The 26,459-nt window shown below is 67.4% G+C and carries 21 protein-coding genes; 14 read left to right on the plus strand and 7 right to left on the minus strand.

The genetic code is table 11. The features are described 5' to 3' along the window. The first annotated feature begins 28 nt into the window (after positions 1 to 28). Together moeZ and HQ354_RS12640 are read left to right on the plus strand one after the other, a co-directional pair. Positions 29 to 1,204: an adenylyltransferase/sulfurtransferase MoeZ gene (moeZ, locus tag HQ354_RS12635; protein ID WP_222634773.1), complete on the plus strand. Its 1,176-nt coding sequence runs from the start codon at positions 29 to 31 to the stop codon at positions 1,202 to 1,204. A gap of 78 nt (positions 1,205 to 1,282) precedes the next feature. After that, positions 1,283 to 2,137: a TIGR02569 family protein gene (locus tag HQ354_RS12640; protein WP_222636257.1), complete on the plus strand. Its 855-nt coding sequence runs from the start codon at positions 1,283 to 1,285 to the stop codon at positions 2,135 to 2,137. A 16-nt stretch (positions 2,138 to 2,153) separates the two neighbouring features. On the opposite strand, the gene HQ354_RS12645 is transcribed toward HQ354_RS12640, so the two are convergent. Next, on the minus strand, positions 2,154 to 2,816 hold the full coding sequence (locus tag HQ354_RS12645; RefSeq protein ID WP_068421445.1) for a FadR/GntR family transcriptional regulator: 663 nt from the start codon (positions 2,814 to 2,816) through the stop codon (positions 2,154 to 2,156). An 87-nt stretch (positions 2,817 to 2,903) separates the two neighbouring features. Between HQ354_RS12645 and HQ354_RS12650 the strand changes: the two genes are divergently transcribed. From HQ354_RS12650 to HQ354_RS12675, 6 genes are all read left to right on the plus strand, one after another. Next, on the plus strand, positions 2,904 to 4,166 hold the full coding sequence (locus HQ354_RS12650) for an MFS transporter (RefSeq protein ID WP_174551348.1): 1,263 nt from the start codon (positions 2,904 to 2,906) through the stop codon (positions 4,164 to 4,166). 197 nt (positions 4,167 to 4,363) lie between these two features. Next, positions 4,364 to 5,788 carry a NarK/NasA family nitrate transporter gene (locus tag HQ354_RS12655; RefSeq protein WP_068421442.1) on the plus strand — a complete coding sequence of 475 codons (1,425 nt, stop codon included), beginning with the start codon at positions 4,364 to 4,366 and terminating at the stop codon, positions 5,786 to 5,788. 32 nt (positions 5,789 to 5,820) lie between these two features. After that, the gene (gene nirB, locus HQ354_RS12660) at positions 5,821 to 8,316 is read left to right on the plus strand and encodes a nitrite reductase large subunit NirB (RefSeq protein ID WP_374107338.1); all 2,496 of its coding nucleotides are present in this window, start codon (positions 5,821 to 5,823) and stop codon (positions 8,314 to 8,316) included. Positions 8,317 to 8,395: 79 nt separating this feature from the next. After that, the gene (gene nirD / locus HQ354_RS12665) at positions 8,396 to 8,791 is read left to right on the plus strand and encodes a nitrite reductase small subunit NirD (protein ID WP_068421438.1); all 396 of its coding nucleotides are present in this window, start codon (positions 8,396 to 8,398) and stop codon (positions 8,789 to 8,791) included. After that, positions 8,788 to 9,996, plus strand: coding sequence for a uroporphyrinogen-III synthase (locus HQ354_RS12670; RefSeq protein ID WP_222634770.1), 1,209 nt, complete (start codon positions 8,788 to 8,790; stop codon positions 9,994 to 9,996). The genes nirD and HQ354_RS12670 overlap by 4 nt, the downstream gene beginning before the upstream one ends. Then, positions 9,997 to 10,737 carry a sirohydrochlorin chelatase gene (locus HQ354_RS12675; protein ID WP_222634769.1) on the plus strand — a complete coding sequence of 247 codons (741 nt, stop codon included), beginning with the start codon at positions 9,997 to 9,999 and terminating at the stop codon, positions 10,735 to 10,737. Here the strand turns inward: HQ354_RS12675 and HQ354_RS12680 are convergent. The 4 genes from HQ354_RS12680 to HQ354_RS12695 are packed head-to-tail and all read right to left on the minus strand — an operon-like array spanning position 10,694 to position 14,015. Then, positions 10,694 to 12,433, minus strand: coding sequence for an NTP transferase domain-containing protein (locus HQ354_RS12680; RefSeq protein ID WP_261768736.1), 1,740 nt, complete (start codon positions 12,431 to 12,433; stop codon positions 10,694 to 10,696). The two genes, HQ354_RS12675 and HQ354_RS12680, sit on opposite strands and share 44 nt — an antisense overlap. Positions 12,434 to 12,489: 56 nt before the next feature. Further along, complete coding sequence (locus HQ354_RS12685) at positions 12,490 to 12,924, minus strand: PaaI family thioesterase (RefSeq protein WP_068421436.1); 435 nt, start codon at positions 12,922 to 12,924, stop codon at positions 12,490 to 12,492. 11 nt (positions 12,925 to 12,935) lie between these two features. Beyond that, positions 12,936 to 13,238: an MGMT family protein gene (locus HQ354_RS12690; protein ID WP_222634768.1), complete on the minus strand. Its 303-nt coding sequence runs from the start codon at positions 13,236 to 13,238 to the stop codon at positions 12,936 to 12,938. Continuing rightward, positions 13,239 to 14,015, minus strand: a complete 777-nt coding sequence (locus tag HQ354_RS12695; RefSeq protein WP_068421432.1) for an alpha/beta fold hydrolase — start codon at positions 14,013 to 14,015, stop codon at positions 13,239 to 13,241. It abuts the gene before it with no gap. Positions 14,016 to 14,110: 95 nt separating this feature from the next. Here HQ354_RS12695 and HQ354_RS12700 point away from each other — a divergent pair, with 95 nt between their 5' ends. Together HQ354_RS12700 and HQ354_RS12705 are read left to right on the plus strand one after the other, a co-directional pair. Next, a complete protein-coding gene (locus HQ354_RS12700) occupies positions 14,111 to 17,485 on the plus strand; it encodes an ATP-dependent DNA helicase (protein ID WP_222634767.1) in 3,375 nt (1,124 codons plus the stop codon). After that, positions 17,482 to 20,925, plus strand: coding sequence for an ATP-dependent DNA helicase (locus HQ354_RS12705; RefSeq protein WP_261768727.1), 3,444 nt, complete (start codon positions 17,482 to 17,484; stop codon positions 20,923 to 20,925). Before HQ354_RS12700 ends, HQ354_RS12705 begins: the two co-directional genes overlap by 4 nt. Positions 20,926 to 20,929: 4 nt before the next feature. Here the strand turns inward: HQ354_RS12705 and HQ354_RS12710 are convergent, their stop codons facing one another. Further along, entirely contained in the window at positions 20,930 to 21,316 is a 387-nt protein-coding gene (locus tag HQ354_RS12710; RefSeq protein ID WP_222634765.1) for a hypothetical protein, read from the minus strand. A gap of 128 nt (positions 21,317 to 21,444) precedes the next feature. Between HQ354_RS12710 and HQ354_RS12715 the strand changes: the two genes are divergently transcribed. Together HQ354_RS12715 and nudC are read left to right on the plus strand one after the other, a co-directional pair. Beyond that, positions 21,445 to 22,512 carry a TrkA family potassium uptake protein gene (locus tag HQ354_RS12715; protein WP_068421423.1) on the plus strand — a complete coding sequence of 356 codons (1,068 nt, stop codon included), beginning with the start codon at positions 21,445 to 21,447 and terminating at the stop codon, positions 22,510 to 22,512. A 47-nt stretch (positions 22,513 to 22,559) separates the two neighbouring features. Then, positions 22,560 to 23,462, plus strand: a complete 903-nt coding sequence (gene nudC, locus HQ354_RS12720) for an NAD(+) diphosphatase (protein WP_114331609.1) — start codon at positions 22,560 to 22,562, stop codon at positions 23,460 to 23,462. A 28-nt stretch (positions 23,463 to 23,490) separates the two neighbouring features. Here nudC and HQ354_RS12725 read toward each other — a convergent pair whose 3' ends face one another. Then, entirely contained in the window at positions 23,491 to 23,715 is a 225-nt protein-coding gene (locus HQ354_RS12725) for a mycoredoxin (protein WP_114331608.1), read from the minus strand. 124 nt (positions 23,716 to 23,839) lie between these two features. On the opposite strand from HQ354_RS12725, the gene HQ354_RS12730 reads away from it, so the two are divergent. Further along, positions 23,840 to 25,966 (plus strand): ATP-dependent DNA helicase UvrD2, encoded by a 2,127-nt coding sequence (locus tag HQ354_RS12730; RefSeq protein WP_068421420.1) that lies wholly within the window; start codon positions 23,840 to 23,842, stop codon positions 25,964 to 25,966. A 148-nt stretch (positions 25,967 to 26,114) separates the two neighbouring features. Further along, complete coding sequence (locus tag HQ354_RS12735; RefSeq protein ID WP_068421417.1) at positions 26,115 to 26,363, plus strand: hypothetical protein; 249 nt, start codon at positions 26,115 to 26,117, stop codon at positions 26,361 to 26,363. Positions 26,364 to 26,459 lie beyond the last annotated feature (96 nt).

The following is a 26,459-nucleotide window of genomic DNA, read 5'->3' on the forward strand; positions in this document are numbered from 1 at the left end:
GCTCGCGCTGAAAGAGAGAACGAACGACATGGTCCAGCTGCCCCCGCTGGTGGAGCCGTCGGCGCCGCTGTCCCACGAGGACGTCGCGCGCTACAGCAGGCACCTCATCATTCCCGACGTCGGCACTCTCGGTCAGCGTCGACTCCGTAACGCCCGTGTGCTGGTCATCGGTGCGGGTGGCCTCGGCTCGCCCGCACTGCTCTATCTGGCTGCGGCAGGCGTCGGCACGCTGGGCATCGTCGACGACGACGTCGTCGAGATGTCCAACCTTCAGCGTCAGGTCATCCACGGTCGGTCCGACGTGGGCCGATCGAAGGCGCAGAGCGCGGCCGAGTCGATACGCGAGATCAACGACGGCGTCGACGTCCGGCTGCACGAGTTCCGACTCGATCGAACGAACGCCGTGGCGTTGTTCGAACAGTACGACCTGATCCTCGACGGCACGGACAATTTCGCGACCCGGTACCTCGTCAACGACGCGGCGGTCCTCGCGCACAAGCCGTACGTGTGGGGCTCGATCTACCGGTTCGAAGGTCAGGTGTCGGTGTTCTGGGAGGACGCACCCGGTGGCGTCGGCCTGAACTACCGGGATCTGTATCCCGAGGCGCCGCCCCCCGGTATGGTGCCGTCCTGCGCCGAGGGCGGTGTTCTCGGCGTGCTGTGCGCGTCGGTCGGCTCGGTCATGGTGACCGAAGCGATCAAACTCGTCACCGGCATCGGTGAGTCGCTGCTCGGTCGGTTGATGATCTACGACGCCCTGTCGATGAACTACCGGACGTTACGGGTGCAACGCGATCCGGACCGAACACCGATCACCGAACTGGTCGATTACGACGCGTTCTGCGGGGTCGTGTCCGACGAGGCCGCGGCTGCCGCGGACGGCTCGACGATCACCCCGGCGGAACTGGCCGCGCTGATGAAGGGCTCCGACGACGTGGCGCTCATCGACGTACGCGAGCCGGTCGAATGGGACATCGCGCATATCGACGGCGCAACACTCGTGCCCAAGGGCCGGATTCTGTCGGGTGAGGCACTGGCCGAGCTGCCGCAGAACCGTCGGATCGTGCTGCACTGCAAGACCGGTATCCGCTCGGCCGAGGCACTCGCGGTGCTGCACGAGGCGGGTTTCGGCGACGCAGTCCACCTCCAGGGCGGAATCGTCGCGTGGGCAGCACAGGTGGATCCGAGTCTGCCGCAGTACTGAGTGGGGTCGATTACTCGTGAGGTTCGTGCGTCGCGCGCCTGCGCCGGGGTGCGGGCGGTCGACGGTAGCGTGACGGACGTGAGCTCTGTGGAACCCCCTCAGCACGTGATCTCCACGTTCGGGCTGCGCGACGTGCCTCCCATCCCGCTCGGGGCCGACTGGGACGGTGGTTGGAGGCTCGGCGACGTCGTGCTGTCGCCCGTTGCCGACCACGCCCGTGCGGCGTGGTCGGCCAAGGTGCGCGAGAACTTGGTGGTCGACGGGGTTCGACTCGCCCGGCCGGTGCGATCCACCGACGGGCGTTACGTGGTCAGCAGTTGGCGCGCGGACACGTTCATCGAGGGTTCACCCGAGCCGCGGCACGACGAGGTCGTCTCGGTGTCGGTTCGCCTGCACGCCGCGACGGCTCAGCTGGACAGGCCGCGGTTCCTGTCGCAGCTCCCGGTCGCGCCGTGGGCCGACGTCGACGTCTTCGCGGTCGCCGACCGTGCCGCGTGGGAGGCGGTTCCACTGCGTGCCGCGCGCGGGGCAGGCGCGCCCGAAGTGACCTCCGACGACGGCAAAAAGAGTCTGGAGTTGATCAAACAGCTCGCGAGCCTGCGAAAACCCGTCGAATCGCCGGATCAGCTGGTCCACGGCGACCTGTTCGGCACGGTTCTGTTCGAGGGCAGCGACGCCCCCGGCATCACCGACATCACTCCGTACTGGCGACCGGCGGCGTGGGCGGCGGCGGTGTCCGTCGTCGACGCGATCTCGTGGGGCGGTGCGGACGATGCTCTGGTCGGTCGCTGGGAGGACTTGCCCGAGTGGCCGCAGATGCTGCTGCGTGCGTTGATCTTCCGCTTCGCGGTGCACGCACTGCACGCGCGGTCGACGCCCGAGGCGTTTCCCGGTCTGGCGCGCAGCGCCGACCTCGTTCGGCTGTTGCTCTAGGTTCGCCGACGGGAGTTCAGGCCTCGCGGACGAGCTCGTCGAACAGCACCTGGGCGGCCTGACCCGCCCGATCGGCGTCGCCGTCGACGATCGCGTCGACCAGGGCGATGTGTTCGGCGTCGTAGTTCAGGTCGTGTGCGACGAGGTGATGCAGCATGGCCTGCTGGATGACCGGAAGCAGAGAGTCGTAGAACTCCAGATAGACGGCGTTGTGGCTGGCCGCGACGATGGCACGGTGAAACAGCGCGTCGACGGCGATCGCCTCGACGGTGACGCCGCCGCTCATCGATTCGTTCCGGTTCGCGAGCGCTTCTGTCAACGCGCGGATGTCCTCGTCGTCGCGGCGTTCGGCGGCGAGCATCGCCGCGGTGACCTCGAGAGCGCGTCGGAGCTCGGTGACGTCGCGGTCGAGAGCGTCGGCGAAGTACTTTCCGAGAGTGCCGCCGAGGTCCGAGGTGGCCAGGACGAACGTCCCCGATCCCTGCCTACGCTCGACCATCCCTGCGTGCACGAGCGCCTGAACGGCTTCGCGGACAGTGTTGCGCCCCGTTCCGGTCATCTCGCACAGCTCGGGCTCGGTCGGTATCCGTGACCCGACAGGCCATCGCTTCGAGACGATCTCGTCACGGAGCTGCGCCGTCACCTGAGAGATCAGGCTGGAACGCTGTACCTGCTGCACGTTGGACTCCCCGTCGGTCTTCGCGCCCCGGGTTCTGCGCGATCGGCCGCTAGTTTAACGCTTTGCGGCCGATGATCCGGTCATCCTATGATTCAACGCGTGGGTACCAGCGCCGTCGTCACCGAGACCTCCGAACACTCCGAATCGACCCGACTCCTTCGTGGCCGAATTCTGGTGTTCGCGGCGATCATCGTCTCGGCGCTGACGCTGCGCGCGGCCGTCACGAGTATCAGCCCTTTGTTCGGTCGTATCGGTGACGATCTGCACTTCGGGTCCGGAGTCATCGGTCTCGTGGGAATGTTGCCGCCGGCGATGTTCGCCGTGTTCGGTCTGCTCACTCCCGTGATCGCGAAGCGCACCGGACTCGAGCGCGCTGCACTGATCGCGATGACGATGACGACGGTGGGCATGGCCGTGCGCGCGTTCGCGCCCGGTACCGTGTCGTTGCTGGTTCTGTCCGCTCTCGCGTTGGCGGGCATGGGAATCGGCAACGTCGTCATCCCGCCGCTCGTCAAGCGATACTTCTCCGACCGGCTCGCCGTCGTCAGCACGATGTACATCTGCGCGATGCAGATCAGCACGCTGGCTCCTCCATTGCTCGCCGTTCCGGTCGCGAATGCACACGGCTGGCGCATCTCGATCGGAGTCTGGGCCGTCGTCGGGCTCGCGGCGGCCGTGCCGTGGCTGGGAGTCGTTCTCGCGCGTCGGGGCAGGGACGTGGCGGACGTGTCGGGGGAAGAAGGGTCGGCCGCGGTCCACGAGGAGTCGACGGGACGCATCTGGCGTTCGTCGCTCGCCTGGGGAATGGTCGGCATGTTCGCGATGACCTCGTTCATCACCTACGCAATGCTCACCTGGCTCCCGACGCTGTTGACCGACGCCGGTATCGGCGAGGCTGCGGCAGGCGCATCCGTCGCCGCGTTCGGTGCCATGGGTCTCGTCACGTCGCTCGGTGCGCCGTCGCTGTGCGCGCGTCTGCGCAACCCGTACGGACTCGTCGTCGTGGCTGCCGTGTTCTACCTCGTCGGATTCGCCGGTCTGCACTGGTCGCCGGCGTCGGGCACCGTCGTCTGGGTCTGTCTGCTCGGTCTCGGCACCTTGACGTTCCCGATGTCGTTGACGCTGATGAACCTGCGCACCCGCACCCCGGCAGGCTCGTCGGGACTGTCCGGCTTCACGCAGGGCCTCGGCTACGTCGTCTCGTCGATGGGCCCGCTGTCGTTCGGTCTGCTGCATTCTCTGTCCGGGGGATGGGGCGTGCCCGTCCTCGTGCTGACCGTCTGTGTCGCCGTGCTGCTCGTCGCCGGTTACTTCTGCTGCAGGCCTCGGATGCTCGAGGACACCTGGTGACGGAAAGTCGCGGTCTATCTCACGTTCGGCTTCTGTCGAACGTGAGACCAAGTTAATCGCGAGGTCATCGCGGGCAGCGCCCGCGCAACATGGCTTTCCTAGATTCGGTGCACACACCCGATCAGGAGGCCTACGTGACAAGCACCCCCGAGGCATTGCCAACCGGTACTGTCCCCGCCGACGCTGTTTCGTCTGCAGTGCCGAAACCGGGCACGGTTCCGGTGTCGAAGAATCATCGCATCAGCTACTGGAACTCCGAGGACATCGAGGCGTGGGAGGCCGGCGGCAAAGACATCGCGAAGCGGAATCTGATCTGGTCGGTCGTCGCCGAGCACGTCGGCTTCTCGATCTGGTCCATCTGGTCGGTCATGGTGCTGTTCATGCCGGTGTCGGTGTACGGCATCGACGCGGCGGGCAAGTTCTTCCTGGTCGCAGTCCCGACGCTCGTCGGCGGCATTCTGCGCATTCCCTACACGTTCGCGACGGCCAAGTTCGGCGGACGTAACTGGACGATCTTCAGCGCTCTCGTGCTCCTCGTCCCGACGGTGCTGACGATGTACTTCATGCTGAATCCGGCGTCGTACACCACGTACATGATCGTCGCCGCGTTCGCAGGACTCGGTGGCGGCAACTTCGCGTCCTCGATGACCAACATCAACGCGTTCTACCCGCAGCGTGAGAAGGGATGGGCGCTCGGCCTCAACGCGGGCGGTGGCAACATCGGCGTACCCGTCATCCAGTTGATCGGTCTGCTCGTCATCGCAACCGTCGGCAACACCGCGCCCGAGATCGTCTGTGCCGTGTATCTCGTGTTCATCGCGATCGCCGCGGTCGGCGCGGCTCTGTTCATGGACAACCTGGAGAACCAGAAGACCAACGGTCGCTCCATGATCGACGTGCTGCGCTTCTCCGACTCGTGGTGGATCGCGTTCCTCTACATCGGCACGTTCGGATCGTTCATCGGCTTCAGCTTCGCGTTCGGTCAGGTTCTGCAGATCAACTTCCTGGCAGGGCTTACCGACGGCGCACCCGCGACGGCCGCGCAGCAGGCACAGGCGTCGCTGCACGCAGCCCAGATCGCGTTTCTCGGGCCGCTTCTCGGCTCGATCTCGCGTCCGTTCGGTGGCAAACTCGCCGACAAGATCGGCGGCGGGAAGATCACGCTGTACACGTTCGTCGCCATGGTCTTCTCGACCGGCATCCTCGTCGCCGCGAGTACGTGGGACGACAACACCGCGGGCGCTGCGAGCGGAACGATGATGGCGCTGTTCGTCGTCGGATTCATCCTGCTGTTCCTGCTGTCCGGCCTAGGAAACGGCTCGGTCTACAAGATGATCCCTGCCATCTTCGCCGCCAAGTCGGTCGAACTGCAGGGAACGACGATCGAAGAGCAGCAGCACTGGTCCCGCAGGATGTCCGGTGCGCTCATCGGAATCGCCGGTGCCATCGGCGCTCTGGGCGGTGTCGGTATCAATCTCGTTCTCCGCGCGTCGTACTCGGGTGAGGCGAAATCGGCGACGACCGCCTTCTGGGTCTTCCTGGCCTTCTACGTCCTCTGCTGCGGCGTCACCTGGGCGGTCTACCTGCGCAAGCGCCCCGCGAATTCGGCTGCAGCGGTATGACTCTCGAACTCGACACATCGAAAGGACCTCTCGTGAAGAACGCGGTGGTTGTTGGACACGGAATGGTCGGTCACCGGTTCGTCGAAGCGCTGCGTGCGCGTGACGAGGCCGCCGACTGGAAGATCACCGTTCTGTGCGAGGAGGCGTTGCCGGCCTACGACCGTGTCGGTCTGTCGTCCTACGTCGGTAGCTGGGATCACAAGGAGCTCGCACTCGCGGGCAACGACTATCTCGGTGACACGGCCGTAGAGATGCGGCTCGGAGTGCGCGCCGACAGTATCGACCGTGCGGCGAAGACCGTGACGACGTCGCTCGGCGACACCGTCGACTACGACGCCCTGGTCTTCGCGACGGGGTCCTACCCGTTCGTACCGCCGATCTCCGGCCACGACCTGGACGGGTGCTTCGTCTACCGCACGCTCGACGACCTCGACCGCATTCGCGCTCGCGCCGACGCTGCCGGGCCGGGAGCCGTCGGCATCGTCGTGGGCGGTGGCCTCCTGGGGCTCGAAGCCGCGAATGCACTGAAGAAGATGGGCATGACGCCGCACGTCGTCGAGTTCGCACCACGGCTCATGCCGTTGCAGGTCGACGAGGGTGGCGGCGCACTGCTGGCGCGTCTCGTCACCGATCTCGGACTGCACGTGCACACGGGAGTCGGTACGTCGTCCATAGCCGAGAACGACAGCGCCGGACTGTCGGTGGAGTTGTCCGACGGCACGGTCATCGACGCCGCCCTCGTGGTGTTCTCGGCAGGTGTGCGGCCTCAGGATCAGCTGGCACGCGATTGTGGTCTCGAGGTCGGCGAACGTGGCGGCATCATGGTCGACACCGGTTGCCGCACAGCGGATCCCGACGTCTACGCGATCGGTGAGTGCGCTGCCGTCGAGGGTCGATGCTACGGTCTCGTCGCACCCGGATACTCGACGGCCGAGGTCGTCGCCGACCGGTTGCTCGGGGGCGCAGCCGAATTCCCGGGTGCCGACATGTCCACCAAGCTCAAGCTCATGGGCGTCGACGTCGCCAGCTTCGGTGACGCGATGGCCGCGACGCCCGGTGCGCTCGAAGTCGTGTTCAGCGACGCACCGAAGGGTACGTACGCGAAACTCGTCGTGTCCGACGACGCCAAGACGCTGCTCGGCGGCATCCTCGTCGGCGATGCGACGGCATATTCACTTCTGAGACCGCTTGTCGGACGCGAACTCCCGGGCGATCCCGGGTCGCTGATCTCGCCCGCGGCCGAGTCCGTAGGCATCGGTGCACTGCCCGACGACGCCGAGATCTGCTCGTGCAACGGGGTGACGAAGGGTGCGATCTGCGGTGCTATCGAGGGCGGCGCCTGCGACCTCGCCTCGGTCAAGAGTTGCACGACGGCAGGCACGACGTGCGGCGGCTGCCTCCCGTCGATCAAGCAGCTGCTCGCGGCGTCGGGCGTCGTGTTGTCGAAGTCGTTGTGCGAGCACTTCTCTCAGTCGCGCGCCGAGCTGTTCGAGATCGTCCGTGCCACGAACACGCGAACCTTCTCCTCCCTCGTCGCGAAGTACGGCACGGGAACCGGCTGCGACATCTGCAAGCCCGTCGTCGCATCGATTCTCGCGTCGACGTCGTCGGACCACATTCTCGACGGGGAGCAGGCGTCGCTGCAGGACACCAACGACCACTTCCTCGCCAACATTCAGAAGAACGGGACCTACTCGGTGGTGCCGCGCATGCCCGGTGGCGAGTGCACGCCCGAACAGCTCATCGTCATCGGCGAGGTCGCCCGCGATTTCGGTCTGTACACGAAGGTCACCGGTGGTCAGCGGATCGACCTGTTCGGCGCACGCGTCGAACAGCTTCCGGCGATCTGGAAACGACTCGTCGACGCGGGGATGGAATCCGGCCAGGCGTACGGCAAGTCGCTGCGGACGGTGAAGAGTTGCGTCGGGTCGAGCTGGTGCCGCTACGGCGTGCAGGACTCGGTCGGCATGGCCGTCGACCTCGAAAATCGTTACCGCGGACTGCGTTCCCCGCACAAGATCAAGTTCGGTGTGTCCGGCTGCGCACGCGAATGCGCCGAGGCGCGGGGCAAGGACGTCGGCGTCATCGCGACCGAGGGCGGCTGGAACCTGTACGTCGGTGGCAACGGTGGACAGTCGCCCAAGCACGCGCAGCTGTTGGCGTCGAACCTCGACGACGCGACGCTCGTCAGCTACATCGATCGGTACCTCATGTTCTACGTGCGCACCGCGGACCGACTGCAGCGCACCGCCCCGTGGCTCGAATCCCTCGACGGTGGGCTCGACCATCTGAAGGCGGTCGTCGTCGAGGACAGCCTCGGAATCGGCGCCGAGTTGGAGGCCGACATGGAACGCCACGTCGCGGGATACAAGGACGAGTGGGCGGGCGTCCTCGAGGACGAGGAGAAGCTGAGCCGGTTCGTCTCGTTCGTCAACGCACCCGACGAGGCGGACCAGACCATTTCGTTCGACGACAGTGGTCAGCGCAAGGTTCCCGTGTTGATGGGAATGCCCCGAGTCGGCGCGTGACGCATGTGCACACCGCAGTAATGGCTGCTTAACGACGAAGAAACATCGGCAACGTGCAATAGCACCAGGAGGTACTCGAATGACTGTCATCGATACTCGAACCAGCACGGACCGGGCCGTCTCGGCCGGCACACACGCCGCTCGCGAATGGACGGCAGCGGCCGCGATCGACACCCTGGTTCCCGGCCGAGGCGTTGCGGTGCTGCTGCGAGGAGGCGTGCAGGCTGCACTGTTCGTTCTCCCCGGAGGTGACGTGTACGCCGTCGGGAACATCGATCCGTTCGGCCGCGCCGCGGTCATGTCCCGTGGCCTGGTCGGTGACCGCGCCGGGGAGCCGACCGTGGCGTCGCCGCTGCTCAAGCAGGTGTTCTCGCTCGTCGACGGCCGTTGCCTCGACGACGAGTCGGTCGGCCTCGGCTCGTTCGAGACAAAGGTGGTCGACGGTGTGATCTTCGTGCGGGGCGCGACGACATGAGCCAAGCCGCCGAGGCTGCTACGCCTCTGGCAGGGTTTGCCGTCGGGGTCACCGCGTCGCGTCGTGCCGAGGAGTTCGCGACGTTGCTGGAGCGCCGAGGCGCATCGGTGATGCACGCTCCGGCGATCCGCATCATCCCGCTCGCCGACGACGCAGAACTCGAACGCGTCACCGACAGCATCATCGCCGAGCCACCGGACATCACCGTCGCCACGACCGGAATCGGATTCCGTGGATGGGTCGAGGCCGCCGACGGATGGGGTAGGGCAGAAAGCCTGGGGCGGGCACTCGCGTCGTCGAGGCTGTTGGCTCGTGGACCGAAGGCCATGGGTGCCATCCGAGCGGCCGACCTCCGCGAGGAATGGTCGCCCGCATCGGAGTCGTCGGCGGAGGTGCTCGAACACCTACTCGACGAAGGCGTCGCGGGTAAGCGTGTCGCCGTTCAATTGCACGGTGCGACAACCGAATGGGAACCGGTGCCGGACTTCTGCGAGGCGCTGCGCGACGCAGGCGCGGACGTCGTGCCCGTGCCGGTGTATCGGTGGACCGCCCCCGACGACGGCACGCCGATGGACCGGATGATCGAGGCGGTGCTCGTCGGCGATCTCGACGCCGTCAGCTTCACGAGTGCACCTGCCGTGGCGTCGCTGCTGATGCGGGCGGACGAGAACGGTGTGCTCGAACCGCTGCTGCACTCGCTGCGCACCCGGGTTCTGCCCGTGTGCGTGGGTCCGGTGACGGCGGCGCCGCTCGAACATCTGAAGGTGGCGACGACGCAGCCGGCGCGCGCTCGCCTGGGTGCACTGGCCAGACATATCGCCGAGGAACTCCCGCGCCGTGCGCGGCCGATGCAGGCGGGCGGTCATTCGATCAGTATCCGGGGTCGATGCGTCGTCGTCGACGGCGTCGTGCGATCGATCTCACCCGCCGGGATGGCCCTGGTGAAGACACTGGCCCGTAGGCCGGGGCAGGTCGTGTCCCGCGACGAACTGCTGGCGTCGCTGCCCGGCGGTGGCGACGACACCCACGCCGTCGAGACCGCGATGACACGGCTCCGGTCGTCACTGGGCGCACCGAAGACCATTCAAACCGTGGTCAAGAGGGGATATCGCCTCGCGATCGATCCCGCCGACGTCGCCGTCGACGACCGGTCGCACATCCCCTCCGCACCACCGATTCGAGTTCCCGAGGGGAGCAAGTACTAGATGAACGTGAAGAACCCGACGCTCGTGCTGGTCGCGCACGGAACCCGCAATCCCCGCGGCGTCGAGATGGTCGCCGAACTGGCCGACGCGGTCGGCCGCGAGGTCGGCGAGACGCGCGTCGCGTTCGTCGACGTGCTCGGTCCGTCTCCGTCCGAAGTGCTGAGAGGTCTCACGGCTCCCGCTGTCGTGGTACCTGCGTTCCTGGCCTCCGGCTATCACGTGCACACCGACGTTCCCCGCGAGGTTGCCGACAGCGAGCACTCGCGGGTGACGGTCACGCGTGCACTCGGTCCCGATCCGGTGTTCGCGCAGGTCATGCTCGAGCGGCTGCGCGCAGTGGGCTGGAACGACGGCGACGCCATCGTGTTCGCCGCGGCGGGATCGTCCGACCAGCGAGCACTACGGGACCACCGTCGTGCGGCGGCGATGCTGGCCGACCTCGCGCAGGTGCCGGTGCGTATCGGGTACGTCGCAACCGCACAGCCCGCGGTGCCCGACGTAGTCGCCGAGCTCCGTCGAGACGGCCACAGGAGAGTCTTCGTGGCGTCGTACCTGCTGGCACGCGGGCTGTTCCACTCCAGGCTCGTCGACGCGGGCAGCGACGGCGTCGCCGATCCGCTCGGCGTCCACGCTGTGATCGTCGATCTCGTCGTCGACCGATTCCGTGCCGGTGCAGCGGTTCTCCACGATTCGATTCCTACCGAAACAGCGGAAGTAGCTCCACGGGGTCGTCGGGGCTGACATGCGGCGGGACGACCGCCAACGCGTCGTGACCCACGAGGTGAAGCAGGTGTGCGGTGCGCACGGCGGTGTCCGCGCGCCATCCCACCCCATCGCGCGAGACGGGAACGATGCGCGCACTGTCGGACGCGACGTCGGCAGCGTTGGTGAGGAAGCCGAGCCACGGCGTGGTGGGTATCCTGCCGGTCAACGCGTCGACGATCGCGGGTGCCGTCATCATCAGGGTGCTGACGGCCGCCAATGGATTGCCGGGCAGCCCGAGCACGACGACCCCGTTCGGCAGGACCGCCGTGATCTGAGATCCGCCGGGGCGGATGGGGACCCGGCTCACGATGGTCTCCGCTGACGCCCGGTTCAACGCAGACCTGAGTTGATCCGCCGCGCCGCCGCCTGTCGCGCCGACGACGACCAGCAGGTCCACGTCCGACGCGTCGGCGAGTAGTTCGTCGAACGCGGCAGGTGTGTCGTGGAGGTGCACGGAGTCCGCCGTGTCGACGCAGCACGAACGAAGGTAGCGCGGAAGGACCGGGCCGATGCTGTCACGGGTCTGACCGGGGTCGAGTGGACCCTCGGCGCGGATCTCGTTCCCGCTGAACACGGTTCGGGCACGAACCGGCCCGCGAACCGGCAGGTTGCCCACCTCGGCGCTGAGAGCGACCGATACCACGGCGGCCGAGACGGTCGTTCCCGCAGAGACCAGTTCGGTCCCCGGTCGCCAGTCCTCACCGCGTCGGCGTGCGTCGTTCCGCACCGGTGCGTCGGGACGTCGACGCAGGAGCCCGTCGTCGCCGACGACGACGTGCTCGTCCCGCACGACGGCGGTGGCGCCGTCGGGAACCCGCGCTCCGGTTGCGATGCGAACGGCGTCGCCGTCGTGCATGTCTTCGAGATCCGACGTTCCCGCGAAGGCAACCTCGCCTCGCACCGTCCACGGCTCGTCGCCTGCCACCGCGTAGCCGTCCATCGCGGACGTGTCGACGTGGGGGAGCGCACCGGCAGCGACGAGGGCGTCGGCGAGGACACCTCCCTCGGCCTCCACCGGAGGTACGTGGCGTACCGCAATGGGCGACAACCGTTCTCGAATCCTCGCCCGTGATGCCTCGATGCCCGACGCGTGGAGGGCGGTGCGTTCCCGTGCTCGGCGCACGTCGTCCGGTGTATCGCAGTCGTCGGTACCGGGGACGGCGACGGTGCGGTAATCGTCCGGGAGGAGGGAGCGAACAGGCTGTCCTGCAACGTCTTCGAGTGCGTTTATCTTGTGGTTCAGTGTCGAACGTGCCCACGCGCCGAAGAGATACTGTGTCCTTCCGGCGTCGTCCGTCGCGAACACGACGGGTGAATCACCCACGGCTGCAACAAGAGTGGTGATGGCGCGGGTGTCGACGAACGGAAGGTCGGCCGCGATGACCACGACGATGTCGGCCGTGGACCGCGACAGTGCTTGCAGCCCCGCGGCGATGGCTGCGACGGGTCCGGAGCGGACAGGCTCCTCGCGTGTCTGGAGGACGTCGTCGGCGAGATCGTCGCGGTGAGGACCCACGACGACGATCCGTCGTGCGTCTCCGACGGCCTCGACGGCCCTGTGCACGAGGGGCATCCCGCCGACACCGAGACCGGGTTTGTCGATGCCTCCCATGCGCCGAGCCGACCCGCCGGCGAGTACGACGGCGTCGAAATCGGGGAGTGGAGCCTGCAGGAACGAGCCGGTATCCGGGAGTTGCGCCTGCCGGGACGACCCGACCGGGTGTGAGGTCACGTCGGAAGCGGCACGTTCTGCAGTCGAACCTGACCGCGCGCGATGGTCTTGCCGCTGTCCGAAGCCGTGACGGTCACCAGCCACAACTGTTGAACGCGGCCCTGCTGCAACGGTTCCGCGACGACGTCGACGCGTCCGCCCTTGCTGGCGCGCAGGAAATCGGTTCCGTTGTGCACGCCGACGGCGAACTCGCCTCGTTCCTTCACGGCCTCGCTCGCACCGATGCTGGCGGCGCTCTCGACGGCCGTCGTGTAGACGCCGCCGTGCACGACGCCCCAGGGGGTGAAGTGCTCCTCGGACAGCTCGATGTGGCCGACGACGCGTGTACCCGACACCTCGTCGACGACCAGACCGGCAGCGGCGACGAACGGACTTGCCTTCTTCAGGGCGTACTTCGCGGTCGACCGCGGGTCGAACTGTCCGAGATCCATACCTGACGAGGTTAGTCGGTGAACGGGAAGCGGATTGCTTTCAGGTCCACTCGACCGTCCCGAGCCAGGATGCCCTCGGCGCGCAATTGTTCGAGCTGCCGCGTGGCCAGGTGCGCGGCCGGCTTTCCGCTGGCCGACAGCACTCGATGCCACGGAAGGTCCGCAGAGTCCGTTTGCATGATCCAGCCCACGATGCGCGGGCTGGACAGCCCGGCGGCCGCGCAGATGTCCCCGTACGTCGCGACGTGGCCCGGGGGAATGGATGCGACCAGCGATCGCACGGTCTCGACCTGCTCGTCCGTGATGCGCGCCATCTACAACAGCTCACGCACCAGATCGGCGACGTCGGCGGGCTTGGCCTGAGGAACCATGTGATCGCAGTCGAGTTCGACGATCGTCAGGTCGTCACCCAGCTGTGCATCGAGCGCCTTCTTGAACTGGTCGGTCACGTACGGTGGCTGTACGCGCATCGCCTGCACGACGACGGTCCTCGTACCCGCCGGGGGCACGACGAGCGGCCGCGCGAGCTCACCCCACGACGCGACGATCGCCGCCGTCGACATGCGCCACTTGACGCGGCCGTTGTCGGCCCGTTCGAGATGCTCCTCGATCTCGCGATCCAGAAGTTCGACGGGAACGTCCGCCCACGCGCCGTTGATCTTCTCCGACTTCGCCTCGTCGGCATCGGTGTAGTCGGGATACTTGGCGGTGAGCTCGGCGACCTCGAGCAGGTCGTTCGGGTCGATCTCGATCGCCGGGTCGAGAAGAACGAGCCCTCGCACGAGCTCGGGATGCGTCGCCGCCAGATGCACGGCCAGCGCGCCGCCGTACGAATGGCCGACGACCAGGACCGGTCCACGCGCGTGGTTCTCGACGAGCGTTCGCAGTGCACCGATCTGCGCGGCGATGTCCCACGGCGGAGTCGACGGCGATCGGCCGTGGCCGATCAGGTCCGGGGCGAGGAATCGGGCCTCGGGCAGATGATTCTCGGCGAGGTCACGCCAGCGGGCGCCGTGTCCGGTCATGCCGTGCACGGCAAGGATCTCGGGCCCGTCGACCGGCCCGTACGTGTGAAGGTTCAGCTGGGGCACCGGTTCAGTCTGCCGCATCGATGCGATCGCAGGGCGCCGGGTCGGACGGTCACGGGATGCGAGTGTGTCGGTGGGGCGTGATCCAATCTTCTTCCATGGACGGACGCGGCGGTGACAGGCAGGGCGGTGACAGGCAGGGCGGGGCGACGCTCGTGCGGGCGCCTCGCGTCGCGCAGGCTCGTCGCACGTGGTCGGGCGACGCCCAGCGGTTGTTGACCAGTTTCTCGGATGCCGCCGAAGCCGCAGCCGACGGAGGTGCGGCGTGGCGTCCGTGGCAGGTGCTCGGCGGTCCCGGCACCGGCAAGACCTCGTTGATGGCCGATTACGCGGTGTCCCGCATCGCGGACGGCGACCCGGAATCGGTGCTCGTGCTGACGCAGTCGAAACGGGCTTCGGTCCGGATGCGCGAGCAGATCACCGCGGGACTGTTCGCCGGCGAACTTCCAATGCGAGCGACGCGTGAACCGTTGGTGCGCACCGTCCACTCGTACGCGTTCGCCGTCCTGCGTCTGCAGGCGGCCATCTACGGCAACCCACCTCCTCGGCTCCTCACCGGCGCCGAGCAGGACGCCGTGGTCCGCGAGATGCTGCGAGGAGACATCGACGACGGTGCTGCCGACTGGCCGGAGAGGTTGCGCCCTGCACTCGGCATGTCGGGTTTCGCCACGGCGGTCCGCGATCTGATGCTGCGCTCGGCCGAACGGGGTATCGGCCCGGAGGACCTCGTCAAACTCGGCCGAAAGCACGGACGCGAGGAATGGGTCGCCGTCGGCAAGTTCGCGGCGCGCTACGAGCAGGCCATGTTGCTGCGCGGTGCCGTCGGAATGGAGGCAGCAGGGGCGTCGGCGCCCGGGCTCGACGCCGCGGAGCTCATCGGCAGCGCGCTGATGGCCTTCGCGACCGACCCGGAGCTGTTGCAATCCGAGCGCGCCCGCATCAGGCACCTCGTCGTCGACGACGCGCAGCATCTCGATCCACAAGCGGCGCACTTGATTCGGGCCATCGGCAGCAACACCGACTCCACCGTCGTCGCGGGCGACCCCGACCAATCGGTCTTCACGTTCCGCGGTGCCGACCCGTCGTTCGTCGCGGATCTGGCCGAGCCGGGGGATGCTCGCCGAGTGGTGCTGACGCACAACTTTCGTAGCGATCCCGTCGTTGCGAAGATCGCTCACTCCATCGCGGGCCGACTTCCGGGTCTCGCGCGTCATCGAGGTGCGGAGGCAGTCGGCGCACCGCGTTTCGGCGAGGCCAAGGCGCTCGTTCGGGTGCACGCGTCGGCGGCCAAGGAGGCCACTGCCATCGCCGACGTCATGCGGCGCGCCCATCTGGTCGACGGCATGCCGTGGTCGGAGATGGCCGTCGTCGTGCGGTCGGTTCCCAGGGTCGTCGCACCGCTGCGACGAGCACTGCAGGCGGCGGGTGTTCCCGTCGTGACCCCGGCGTCGGAACTGCCGCTGCATCGGCAGCACGGTGCCGTGGGTCTGCTGTTGGTGCTGCGGTCCATGGTCGACGACTCGTTCGACGGTGAGGACGCGCTCGCGTTGCTGTCCGGTCCGATCGGCGGCGCCGATCCTGTTGCGCTGCGTCGGCTGCGCCGTGGCGTCCGGCGAATCGAGTTGGCCGCGGGCGGCGAACGCGACTCGTCGGAACTCCTGCGGGCGGTCATCGTCGACGCCGGGTCCCGGCGCTCGGAAGGCGATGCGCCACAGTCGGATTCGGCGTGGGTGTCCGAGCTCTCGAACGTCGAGTCGGCGCCGCTGCGTCGAGTCCTGTCGGTGGTACGGAAGGCCGCTGCCGTCGCTCGACGTGGGCGCGGCGTCGAGGACGTGCTGTGGGCGGCATGGCAGGGCACCGGTCTGGAACGGCGGTGGGCATCGGTGTCGGCGTGGGGCGGCTCTGCGGGTGCGCAGGCGGATCGGGATCTCGACGCCGTCGTCGCACTGTTCGACGCCGCTGCGTCCTACGTCGACCGGTTGCCCCAGGCGCGGCTCGCCGGATTCGTCGACTACATCACCCAGCAGCAGATCCCGGGCACCCGCATCTCGGCGGCGGCCGCAACCGACGCCGTCACCGTCCTCAGTGCGCACTCGGCCGCGGGACGGGAATGGGAACTCGTCGCGGTCCCCGGTGTGCAGGAGGGGCTGTGGCCCGGGCTGCGGGCCCGAGGCAGTCTCCTCGGTACCGAGTCGCTCGTCGACCTCACGTCGGGAATCGCCGACGCCGCGTCGTTGATCGACGGCAGACTGTCTCGTACGGCACCGTTGCTCGCGGAGGAACGCAAGCTGTTCATGGTGGCGTGCAGCCGCGCTCGATCCATCCTGATCGTCTCGGCGGTCGATTCGAGCACCGGCGACGCGGATCTCGTCCGATCCCGGTTCGTCGACGAGCTCGTGGCGGGCGACGCCGACGAGCAGGGCTCCCAGGACGCCGACGACTGGTCGACGCACGCACAGGACAAGGAGTCGAACGAGCGGGTGCTCGCGCTGCCCATGTTGGTGGCCGAACTGCGCAGCGTCGTGTGTGATTCCGTTGTCGCAGAACAGGATTCCGCGAAATGGCATCGCGCCGCGGCGCAACTGGCGCGCCTCGCCGACGCGGGGGTCAAGGGAGCTCACCCCGACGAGTGGTTCGGGCTTGCGGATGTCAGCACCGATGCGCCGCTGTGGACCGTCGACGACGGACCGGTTCCGCTGTCGCCGTCGACGGTCGAGCAGCTGACGACGTGCCCGCTGCGGTGGATGCTCGATCGTCACGGAGGCAACGACGGTGCCAACACCCATGCCGTGACGGGAACGCTCGTGCACACGCTCGTGCAGGCGGTCGCCGGCAACATGCCACCAGATCAGGTCCGACGTGCCCTCGAAACAGCGTGGGATGCCGTGGATCTCGGGTCGCAGTGGTTCTCGCGGCGGGAGCTCGATCGAACCGCCACGATGCTCGAGACGTTCGAAGCATGGCTGCGCGGCACCAGGGGAGAACTGACCGAAGCCGGCGTCGAAGTGACGGTGCAGGGAGTACTGCCTGCACGGACGGACGACGAACCGGCGGTGGCGTTACGTGGCCGTATCGACCGTCTCGAGCACGACGCCGACGGCAGGCCGGTGATCATCGACGTCAAGACGGCCAAGAGTGCTCTGTCGAAAGAAGATGCGCGGAGCCACAATCAGCTCGCGACCTACCAGGTCGCGGCTGCGGCCGGTGCCATCGAGGGGGAGCCCGCAGCACAACCGGGAGGCGCACGCCTCGTCTACGTGGCCAAGCCGCACAACAAGGACGGCGCGACACAGCGGATGCAGGAACCGCCGAGTCCCGAGACGCTGGAGGAATGGCGTGACATCGTGCACGCCGCGGCCGCCGCGACGAAGGGCCCCACGTTCAGGGCCTTCGTCAACGACGGGTGCAGGCACTGCCCGGTCAAGTCGAGCTGTCCCGCGCACGAGACCGGAAGGCAGGTGACCGACAGTTGACCACCCGATCCGCGCCGAAGAAGCGGCAGGAACGACCGGAACCCCGCATCGATCCGATCGAGCTGGCCCGTGCGCTCGGTCAGAAACATCCCCCGACCGCCGAGCAAGCCGCGGTCATCTCCGCGCCCTCGGGTCCGACCCTCGTCGTCGCCGGAGCGGGCGCCGGCAAGACCGAGACGATGGCTGCACGCGTCGTGTGGATGGTGGCCAACGAATTCGTCGACCCCGACAGCGTGCTCGGCCTGACGTTCACACGAAAGGCCGCACAGCAGTTGACCACTCGTATTCGTGCGCGGCTGAACCGCCTTGCCGGATCGGATGTCGTCCGTGCCCTCGACCCGAGTCTGCACCTGCGTGAGCGCATTCTGACCGGTGAGCCGGAGGTCAGCACCTACCACTCGTACGCGGGCCGACTCCTGACCGAACACGGCCTGCTGCTGCCGATCGAACCGTCGGCCACACTGCTGTCCGAGACCGAGCTGTGGCAGCTGGCCCATCGTGTCGTCAGCACGTGGGACGGTGACCTCGACACCGATCGCAACCCGACGTCGATCACCGAAGCCGTACTGGCTCTGTCCGGTCAGCTCGCCGAACACCTCGTCGATCCCGACGATCTTCGCGAGGCGCACACCGACCTGGACAAACTCGTGCACGGTCTGCCCGCGGGCCCCAAGCAGCGCGGTGGCCCGTCGAAGGCGCTGCTCGACATCCTTGCCGCGCAACACGATCGGATCGCGTTGCTCCCACTGGTCGAGCGGCTCGCGCAGACACTCAGGCGCGAGGGCGCGCTGGACTTCGGCAGCCAGATGTCGCTCGCCGCGCGTGTGGCCGCCGACCACGCCCCGGTCGGCCGAGCCGAACGCGAACGGTTCCGACTCGTTCTGCTCGACGAGTACCAGGACACCGGGCACGCTCAACGCGTGCTGCTGTCGTCGCTGTTCGGCGGCGGATCGGATCCGACGCTCGCGTTGACGGCCGTCGGCGATCCCATGCAGTCGATCTACGGATGGCGTGGTGCGTCGGCAGCCAATCTGCCGCGTTTCGCGACCGACTTCCCACTCGCCGACGGAACGCCTGCGCCGCGGCTCGAGCTGCTCACGAGCTGGCGTAACCCGCCCGAGGCGCTCGAACTGGCCAATCACATCACCGAACCGCTGAGGCGCACGGGAGTTCCGGTCCCGACGCTGCGAGCACGTCCGGGCGCAACACCGGGTGACGTCCGCCTCGCCGTCACCGACACCGTGCTGACCGAACGCGAATGGGTCGCCGATCGGATCGCCGACGAGTACCGACGTGCGCGTGACGAGGACCGACCTCCGCCCACTGCGGCCGTCCTCGTTCGACGCAACGCCGACGCCGAGCCGATCGCGGAGGTGCTGCGGTCCCGTGGCCTCCCCGTCGAGGTCGTCGGACTCGGTGGGCTACTGCACATACCCGAGATCGCCGACGTCACCGCGATGCTTCGACTGGTCGCCGATCCGATGGCGGGCAGCGCAGCGATGCGTGTCCTCACCGGGTCGCGCTGGCGGATCGGTGCGGCCGACCTACGCCAGTTGGCGCGGCGGGCGAAGCGACTGTCCATCGCAGGTGGTTTCGGCGCGTCGGGACGCGTCGACGATCGGGCCGCACTCGACGCCGCGCTCGAAAGTTCGCTTCCCGGTGAACAATCTGAGGAAGCCGGTCTCGCCGACGCGATCGCGGACCCCGGGCCGGCAGAGCATTATTCGGAGGTCGGGTACCGCAGGATCACAGCGCTGGCCGCCGAGGTGCATTCGCTGCGCGAACGTATCGGCCAGCCGCTCACCGAACTGGTGGCCGACATCGAGCGAGCCATGGGCATCGGTGTCGAGGCGCAGGCGCGTACCGCGGCGGGCGTGGTCGGCGGGGTCGGGCGCGAACACCTCGACGAGTTCGCCGGCGTCGTGGCCGACTACGCCGACAATCCGACGGCTACCGTCACCGGGTTCCTGTCCTTCCTCGGTGCTGCAGAGACGGTCGAGGACGGGTTGGCGCCGGGCGAGGTCGAGGTGGCGCCGCATCGTGTCCAGGTGCTGACGGTGCACTCGGCCAAGGGCCTCGAGTGGGAGGTGGTGGCCGTTCCGCACGTCGCAACCGGAGTGTTCCCGTCGACGACGGCGTCGGCGACCTGGCTCGGCGCGCTCGCCGAACTTCCCCCGTCGCTACGCGGTGACAGGTCCGTCGTCCAGGAGGACGGCCGAATGTCCGAAGGTGTCCCCGTCCTGGAGCTGGAGGACCTGCACAACCGCAAGGACCTGCAGGACGCCGTCGACCGCCACAAGGAGGCGCTCGCGCGACGCCGGCTCGCCGAGGACAGACGTCTGTTCTACGTCGCGCTCACGCGCACCGAGCGTGCACTGTTCGTGTCGGCGCATCACTGGGACGAGAGCGCCACCAAACCGCGCGGACCGTCGCCCTTCCTGGTCGAGCTGAAAGAGTTGGTCGACGAGCGAGCGCACACCGAGTCGGCTCCGGTGGCGGTCGTCGACCGGTGGGCCGACGCGCCCGACGACGGAGTGGACAATCCGCTTGCCGCCGAACCACATTCGGCGCCATGGCCGCGCGACCCACTCGGAGCGCGACGGGCAGCGGTGGAGAACGGCGCCCGGGCCGTACTCGCGGCGTTGCGCGGTCGTGCCGACGGGACGAGCGAGCAGCAGAACGACGAGCCGCAGGACGAAAAGCCACAGAATGACCACGACGCCGATCCCGAGCAATGGGCGGCGGACGTGGACGCTCTGTTGGCCGAACGAGCGGAACGGGCCGGATCCACTGTGACCGTTGCGCTGCCGGAGAATTTGTCGGTCAGTCAGTTGGTCGATCTCGCGGCCGATCCCGATGCTTTGGCGTCGCGCTTGCGTCGTCCGTTGCCGTTCCCGCCGAACCCATTGGCGCGCAGAGGTACGGCGTTCCACGCGTGGATCGAGCGGAGATTCGGCGCGACGCGGCTCCTCGACCTCGACGAACTGCCCGGATCAGCGGACACGGGCGCTGCGACGGACGTCGATCTCGAGACCCTGCAGCAGGCCTTCCTCGACTCGGACTGGTCTCTGCGCAGTCCCGTCGAAGTCGAGGTGCCCTTCGAGACCTCGGTCGCCGGAACGGTTCTGCGGGGCCGGATCGACGCCGTGTTCGCCGATTCCGACGGCGGTTGGACCGTCGTCGACTGGAAGACGGGCGCCGAGCCGACTCCGAAGGAGGAGAAGTCGGTGGTGATGCAGCTTGCGGCGTACCGCATTGCCTGGGCCGAACTGATGTCCGCGGTGTCCGCCGAACCGGTTCCATTGGAAAAAGTGCGCGCCGCGTTCCACTACGTGCGCAGCGGCCGCACCGTGGCGCCCGCAGAGCTGCCCGACGCCGACGCGTTGGCGGCACTCATCGAGGGACCGACCGATGTCCGGTTCGATTCGGACGCCCCATGATTCGCTACGAAGCGCGACGCCTCACCTTCAACGCCTCGGTCACCAACGGAATCTGCAGAGGAAGCCGCGCGAGCAGTGCAGCTTTGACGGCAGGGGACGCGGTGCGGCTGAGCACGTGGCGGCGGGCGAGGTCGAGATTGGCCGGGAACACGGCGACGAAGAGTGCGGCCGCGAGCGTGCCGCCGACACGACGCGTACGCGGGACCGCCAGTGCCGCAGCGACACCGAGTTCCGCGACGCCGGACACGTAGGTGTACGTGCGAGCCTCACCGGGCAGGAAGGACGGTACCTGCATGTCGAAGAACGACGGCGTCGCGAAATGAAGTACCCCGGCTCCGCCCAGCAGCACCGCGAGACGCGCGGCAGGTGCCCTGCTCTTGTCCTGTGTCATGGGGTACACCGTGCCACATCGTCACGGTCCACGAAGTCCGCGACGGTGTTTCGTCGCGCCTGGCGTCGCGGTACGGCAGAAGAGGGCTACGCTGCCAGCCGTGGACAGTCTCGTACTAGGTAGGCGACGTGGCAGGTAGATTGCGTGCTCGCTTGAGCGCCGGTGACACCTTGACGGAGCGGCCGGATTTCGCGCTCGTCGGTGTTCTTCGGGTTCCCGAACTGCAGAGCAGCCCGTGGCGCGCCATCTATCGCCGCATCCTGATCGCGCTCGCCGCGCTGCTCGTCGCCGCGCTGATCGTGTATCTCGACCGTGACGGATACCGTGACGCGCAGGACAACGAGCTGTCGTTCCTCGATGCGCTGTACTACGCGACGGTGTCGTTGTCGACCACCGGCTACGGCGACATCACCCCGATCGCGCCGTCGGCGCGTCTGGTGAACATCCTGGTCATCACCCCGCTTCGAATCTTCTTCCTCATCTTGTTGGTCGGCACGACGCTCGCGGTTCTGACCGAGCGGTCTCGACAGGCATTCAAAATTCAGCGATGGAGGCGCACCGTGCGCAATCACACCGTGGTCATCGGTTTCGGAACCAAGGGCCGCACCGCCGTCGACGCGATGCTCGGCGACGGCGTCGCCGCGTCGGACATCGTCGTCGTCGACACCGATCAGGCGGTCCTGGACTCCGCGTCGAACATGGGTCTTGTGACCGTGCACGGTTCCGCGACCAAATCGGATGTGTTGCGCCTCACCGGCGCACAACATGCGGCGGCCATCATCGTGGCCACCAACCGAGACGACACCGCGGTGCTCGTGACGTTGACCGCGCGTGAGATCGCGCCGAAAGCGAAGATCGTCGTCGCCATTCGTGAAGCCGAGAACACACATCTGCTGCGGCAGTCCGGCGCCGACTCGGTCGTCATCTCGTCGGAGACAGCAGGTCGACTGCTGGGTATCGCGACGTCGACGCCGAGCGTCGTCGAGATGATCGAGGATCTGCTGACGCCCGAGGCAGGCTTCGCCATCGCCGAGCGCGAGGTCGAACGCGACGAGGTCGGGGGCTCACCTCGACATCTCACCGACATCGTGCTGGGAGTGGTACGCGGCGGCAAACTGTTCCGCGTCGGATCTCCGGAAGTCGACGCGGTCGAAGCCACGGACCGGTTGCTGTACATCCGACGTGTGGGGGAGTGACGACGCACGAAGCCGGCACGTCGCCCGTCCGCGATAGTGTCTTCACCGTGCCACGTTTCGAGCTTTCCCAGCCTCCGCTGCTGTCCCGTTCTCCGTTGCATCGAGCGGAAGAACTACGTAGAGACACCGCGGCGCTGCGTGCAGGCTGGCCGACCGCGCGTGTGATCGAAATCGATCACCGCGGTCAGCTGCGCGTCGACGAGTCCGGCATCGTCTACACGCCGGCCACCGATATCTCGGCGGAACCTGCACTCGACGCGGTGTTCCTCGGCATTCACGAGGATCGCCATCTGTGGGCCAAGCGCGTCGGCGTTCTCACCGGGAAGCTGGCAGACTTGCGTAGCTTCGCGGAGTACCTCGACGCGACCGAACTGTCGATTCTGACGAGCGCGCTCGCGATCCTGAATTGGCACGCGGGGGCGAGTTTCAGCGCGCTCGACGGCGCCGCCACGACGCCGTCGGCCGCGGGATGGTCACGCACGAGCACGTCGAACGGACACGAGGAGTTTCCTCGCACCGACCCGGCGGTCATCTGTCTGGTGCACGACGGTGCGGACCGGGTCCTGCTCGCCCGCGCGCCCGCATGGCCCGAGCGTCGTTTCTCGGTGTTGGCGGGTTTCGTCGAGGCGGGCGAGTCTCTGGAAACCTGCGTTGCGCGCGAGATCAAGGAAGAGGTCGGAATCACGGTGTCCGACATCACGTATCTCGGCAGTCAGCCCTGGCCGTTCCCGCGATCGATCATGGTGGGCTTCTCCGCGATCGGCGATCCCGACGAGCCTCTCGAGTTCGTCGACGGCGAGATCGCCGAGGCGTTCTGGTTCGACCGTGCAGAGGTCCAGGCCGCACTGAAACTCGGAGACTGGGCCGCCGACGCGGACTCCCGACTGCTGCTGCCCGGCTCGATCTCGATCGCCCGAGGAATGCTCGAAGCCTGGGCCGCCGCCGCGTAGGCGGGCGACGACGGCGTACGCGTTGGAATCAGAGAGACAGCGCCTGCTTGACGGCGGCCAACGACGGGTTGGTAGCGGTCGAACCGTCGGCGAACTTGACGGTCGGGACGACATGGTTCCCGCCGTTGACACTGCCGACGAACTCCGCGGCCGCGGGATCCTGCTCGATGTCGATCTCGTCGTAGGCGATTCCTGCCTCGTCGAGTTGCGTCTTCAATCTGCGGCAGTATCCGCACCACGTGGTGGAGTACATGGTCAGTGCTGCGGCGTTCTCGGTAGTAGTCACGCCACCAGTCAACACGGCGACCGTGGTGGTTGTTCCGTCGCGGTCGACGCCGCTCGACCGGTCGCGGGTGTTGTCGGCACCCCCTGACATGATGGTCGGCATGCCAGTGGACTCGATGCTCGCCGGGTTGGATCCCGAACAGTCCGCTGCGGTCTCGGCACCGCGTGGGCCCGTGTGCGTACTTGCAGGTGCCGGAACAGGCAAGACGCGCACCATCACGAGGCGCATCGCGCATCTGGTGTCCGCGGGCCACGTTTCCGCAGGCCAGGTACTGGCAGTGACGTTCACTGCCCGTGCTGCAGGAGAGATGCGTGGGCGTCTGCGTGAGCTCGGTGTCGGCGGAGAAGGACCGCCGGTTCAGGCCCGCACGTTCCACGCGGCGGCGCTTCGGCAACTGAAGTACTTCTGGCCTCAGGTCGTCGGAGACACGGGATGGCAGCTGCTCGATCGGAAATTCGCGCTGGTCTCCCAGGCCGCGCACCGCGCGGGCGTGTCGACGTCGACGGACGCGGTGCGTGACCTGGCGGGCGAAATCGAGTGGGCCAAAGGCTCGCTCGTCGCGCCGGAGGACTACGCGGCCATCGCGGCCCGCGTACGACGTGAAGTTCCCATGGACGCGGGCAAGGTCGCGTCGGTGTATGCGGGGTACGAGGACCTGAAGACGCGCGGTGACGACGGCTTCCTGCTCGACTTCGACGACCTACTGCTCCACACCGCTGCCGCACTGGAAGAGCACTCCGCGGTCGCCGACGAGTTCCGCGAGCGCTACCGGTGCTTCGTGGTCGACGAATACCAGGACGTGACGCCGTTGCAGCAGCGTGTCCTCGACGCGTGGTTGGGGGAGCGTGACGACCTGACCGTCGTCGGAGACGCCAATCAGACCATCTACTCGTTCACGGGTGCGACGCCGCGCTACCTCCTCGACTTCTCGCGTCGCTTCCCGGATGCGACGGTCGTACGCCTCGAACGTGACTATCGTTCGACGCCGGAAGTCGTATCGCTGGCCAACCGGGTCATCGGTGCCGCGCGGGGACGTATCGCCGGAACGCGACTGCAATTGATCGGTCAGCGGCCCCCGGGTCCGGAGCCGGAGTTCACCGAGTACGACGACGAACCCGCCGAAGCAGACGGCGTCGCCCGGGCGATCAAGCGCTTGATCGCCAAAGGCGTCGAACCCGCCGAGATCGCCGTGCTGTATCGCATCAACGCGCAATCCGAGGTGCACGAGCAGGCGTTGACCGACGCGGGTATTCCGTACCAGGTTCGCGGCGGGGAAGGCTTCTTCAACAGACCCGAAGTACGCCAAGGTATTTCGGCATTGCGCACTGCGTCCGGCCGCGACGACCTACCCGAGGAATCGAAGTCGGGTGCAGGCCTGCCGTCGCTGGTGCGTGCCGTGCTCGCGCCGCTCGGGTTGACGGCCACGGAGCCGACCGGTGCCCAAGCGCGGGAGAAGTGGGCGTCACTCGGCGGTCTCGTGCAGGTCACCGAGGAGTTGATCGGTCAGGACCCCGAGCTCGATCTCGGTCGTCTGCTGCACGAGCTCGCCGCTCGTGCCGAGGCGCGTCACCCACCCGTCGTGCAGGGCGTGACGTTGGCATCGCTCCACGCGGCCAAGGGCCTCGAATGGGACGCGGTGTTCCTCGTCGGGCTCGCGGACGGCACGCTGCCCATCACGCACGCGCTCGGCAACGACCCCAGCGCCGACAACGAGGCGGCCGTCGAGGAAGAGCGTCGACTCCTCTATGTCGGCGTCACCCGCGCTCGTGAGCACCTGCAGCTGTCGTGGGCACTGGCACGCAACCAGGGTGGCCGCAAGTCGAGGCGCAGGTCGCGGTTCCTCAACGGGTTGATTCCGGACGACTCGCCCGCGTCGCGCATCGCAGCGCCTGCAGCCAAGAAGTCCGGCCCCAAGTGCCGCCTGTGCGGTAAGCCGTTGATCGGAACGGGCGCCACCATGCTCGGGCGGTGCGAGTCACACCCGTCCGACGTCGACATCGCGCTTCTCGACGCGTTGAAGTCGTGGCGTCTCGACAAATCGCGCGAGATGAAGGTCCCGGCGTACGTCGTCTTCAGCGATACGACGCTCACGGCCATCGCGGAGCAGCAGCCGCAGGACGACCGTGGGCTCGTCGCCATTCCGGGTATCGGTGCCAAGAAGTTGGAGCGGTTCGGAGAGGACGTTCTCGCCGTCGTCCGGGAATCGTCGACCAGGTAGTCGAAGTGGTGCCTCGATGACACGAAACCGCAGGTAGAAAATAACTTGTGCGGTGTCGATCACGGGGTTTAGTCTGTTTTCACCGCTCACGGGAAGCCGCGAGCATGCAGTGTGTCCGTGTCGAGTCGAGATGAGGAGGTGGAGAATCGTGAAGAATTCGATCGTTGCCCAGTACGCAGGCGTTGTCGCTGCTGACCTGTCCACGTGGATGGTTCAGGATTCCGCCCACCTCCTCGCGTCCGGTCGCGTCGCACCCGCAGCAGCCAGCACGGCTGTCGTAGGCACCGCCGCGTTCGCCGGCACCGCAGCAGCAGCGAAAAGCGCAATTCCAGCTACACGTCTCCGCCGCGCATACAGCGCGTCCGTGATCGACAGATATCGAGAGCATTCTCGGTAGACCACGTCGATTCAGCCACCACAGGCCACGGACCCGCAGACGCGGACCGTGGCCTTTTTCGTTCGATGAGTCCCCTCGGATTCGAACGTTCGGCCT

This window comes from Rhodococcus sp. BP-261 (genome assembly GCF_019835205.1).
In the GTDB taxonomy this organism is placed as follows: domain Bacteria; phylum Actinomycetota; class Actinomycetes; order Mycobacteriales; family Mycobacteriaceae; genus Rhodococcoides; species Rhodococcoides kyotonensis_B.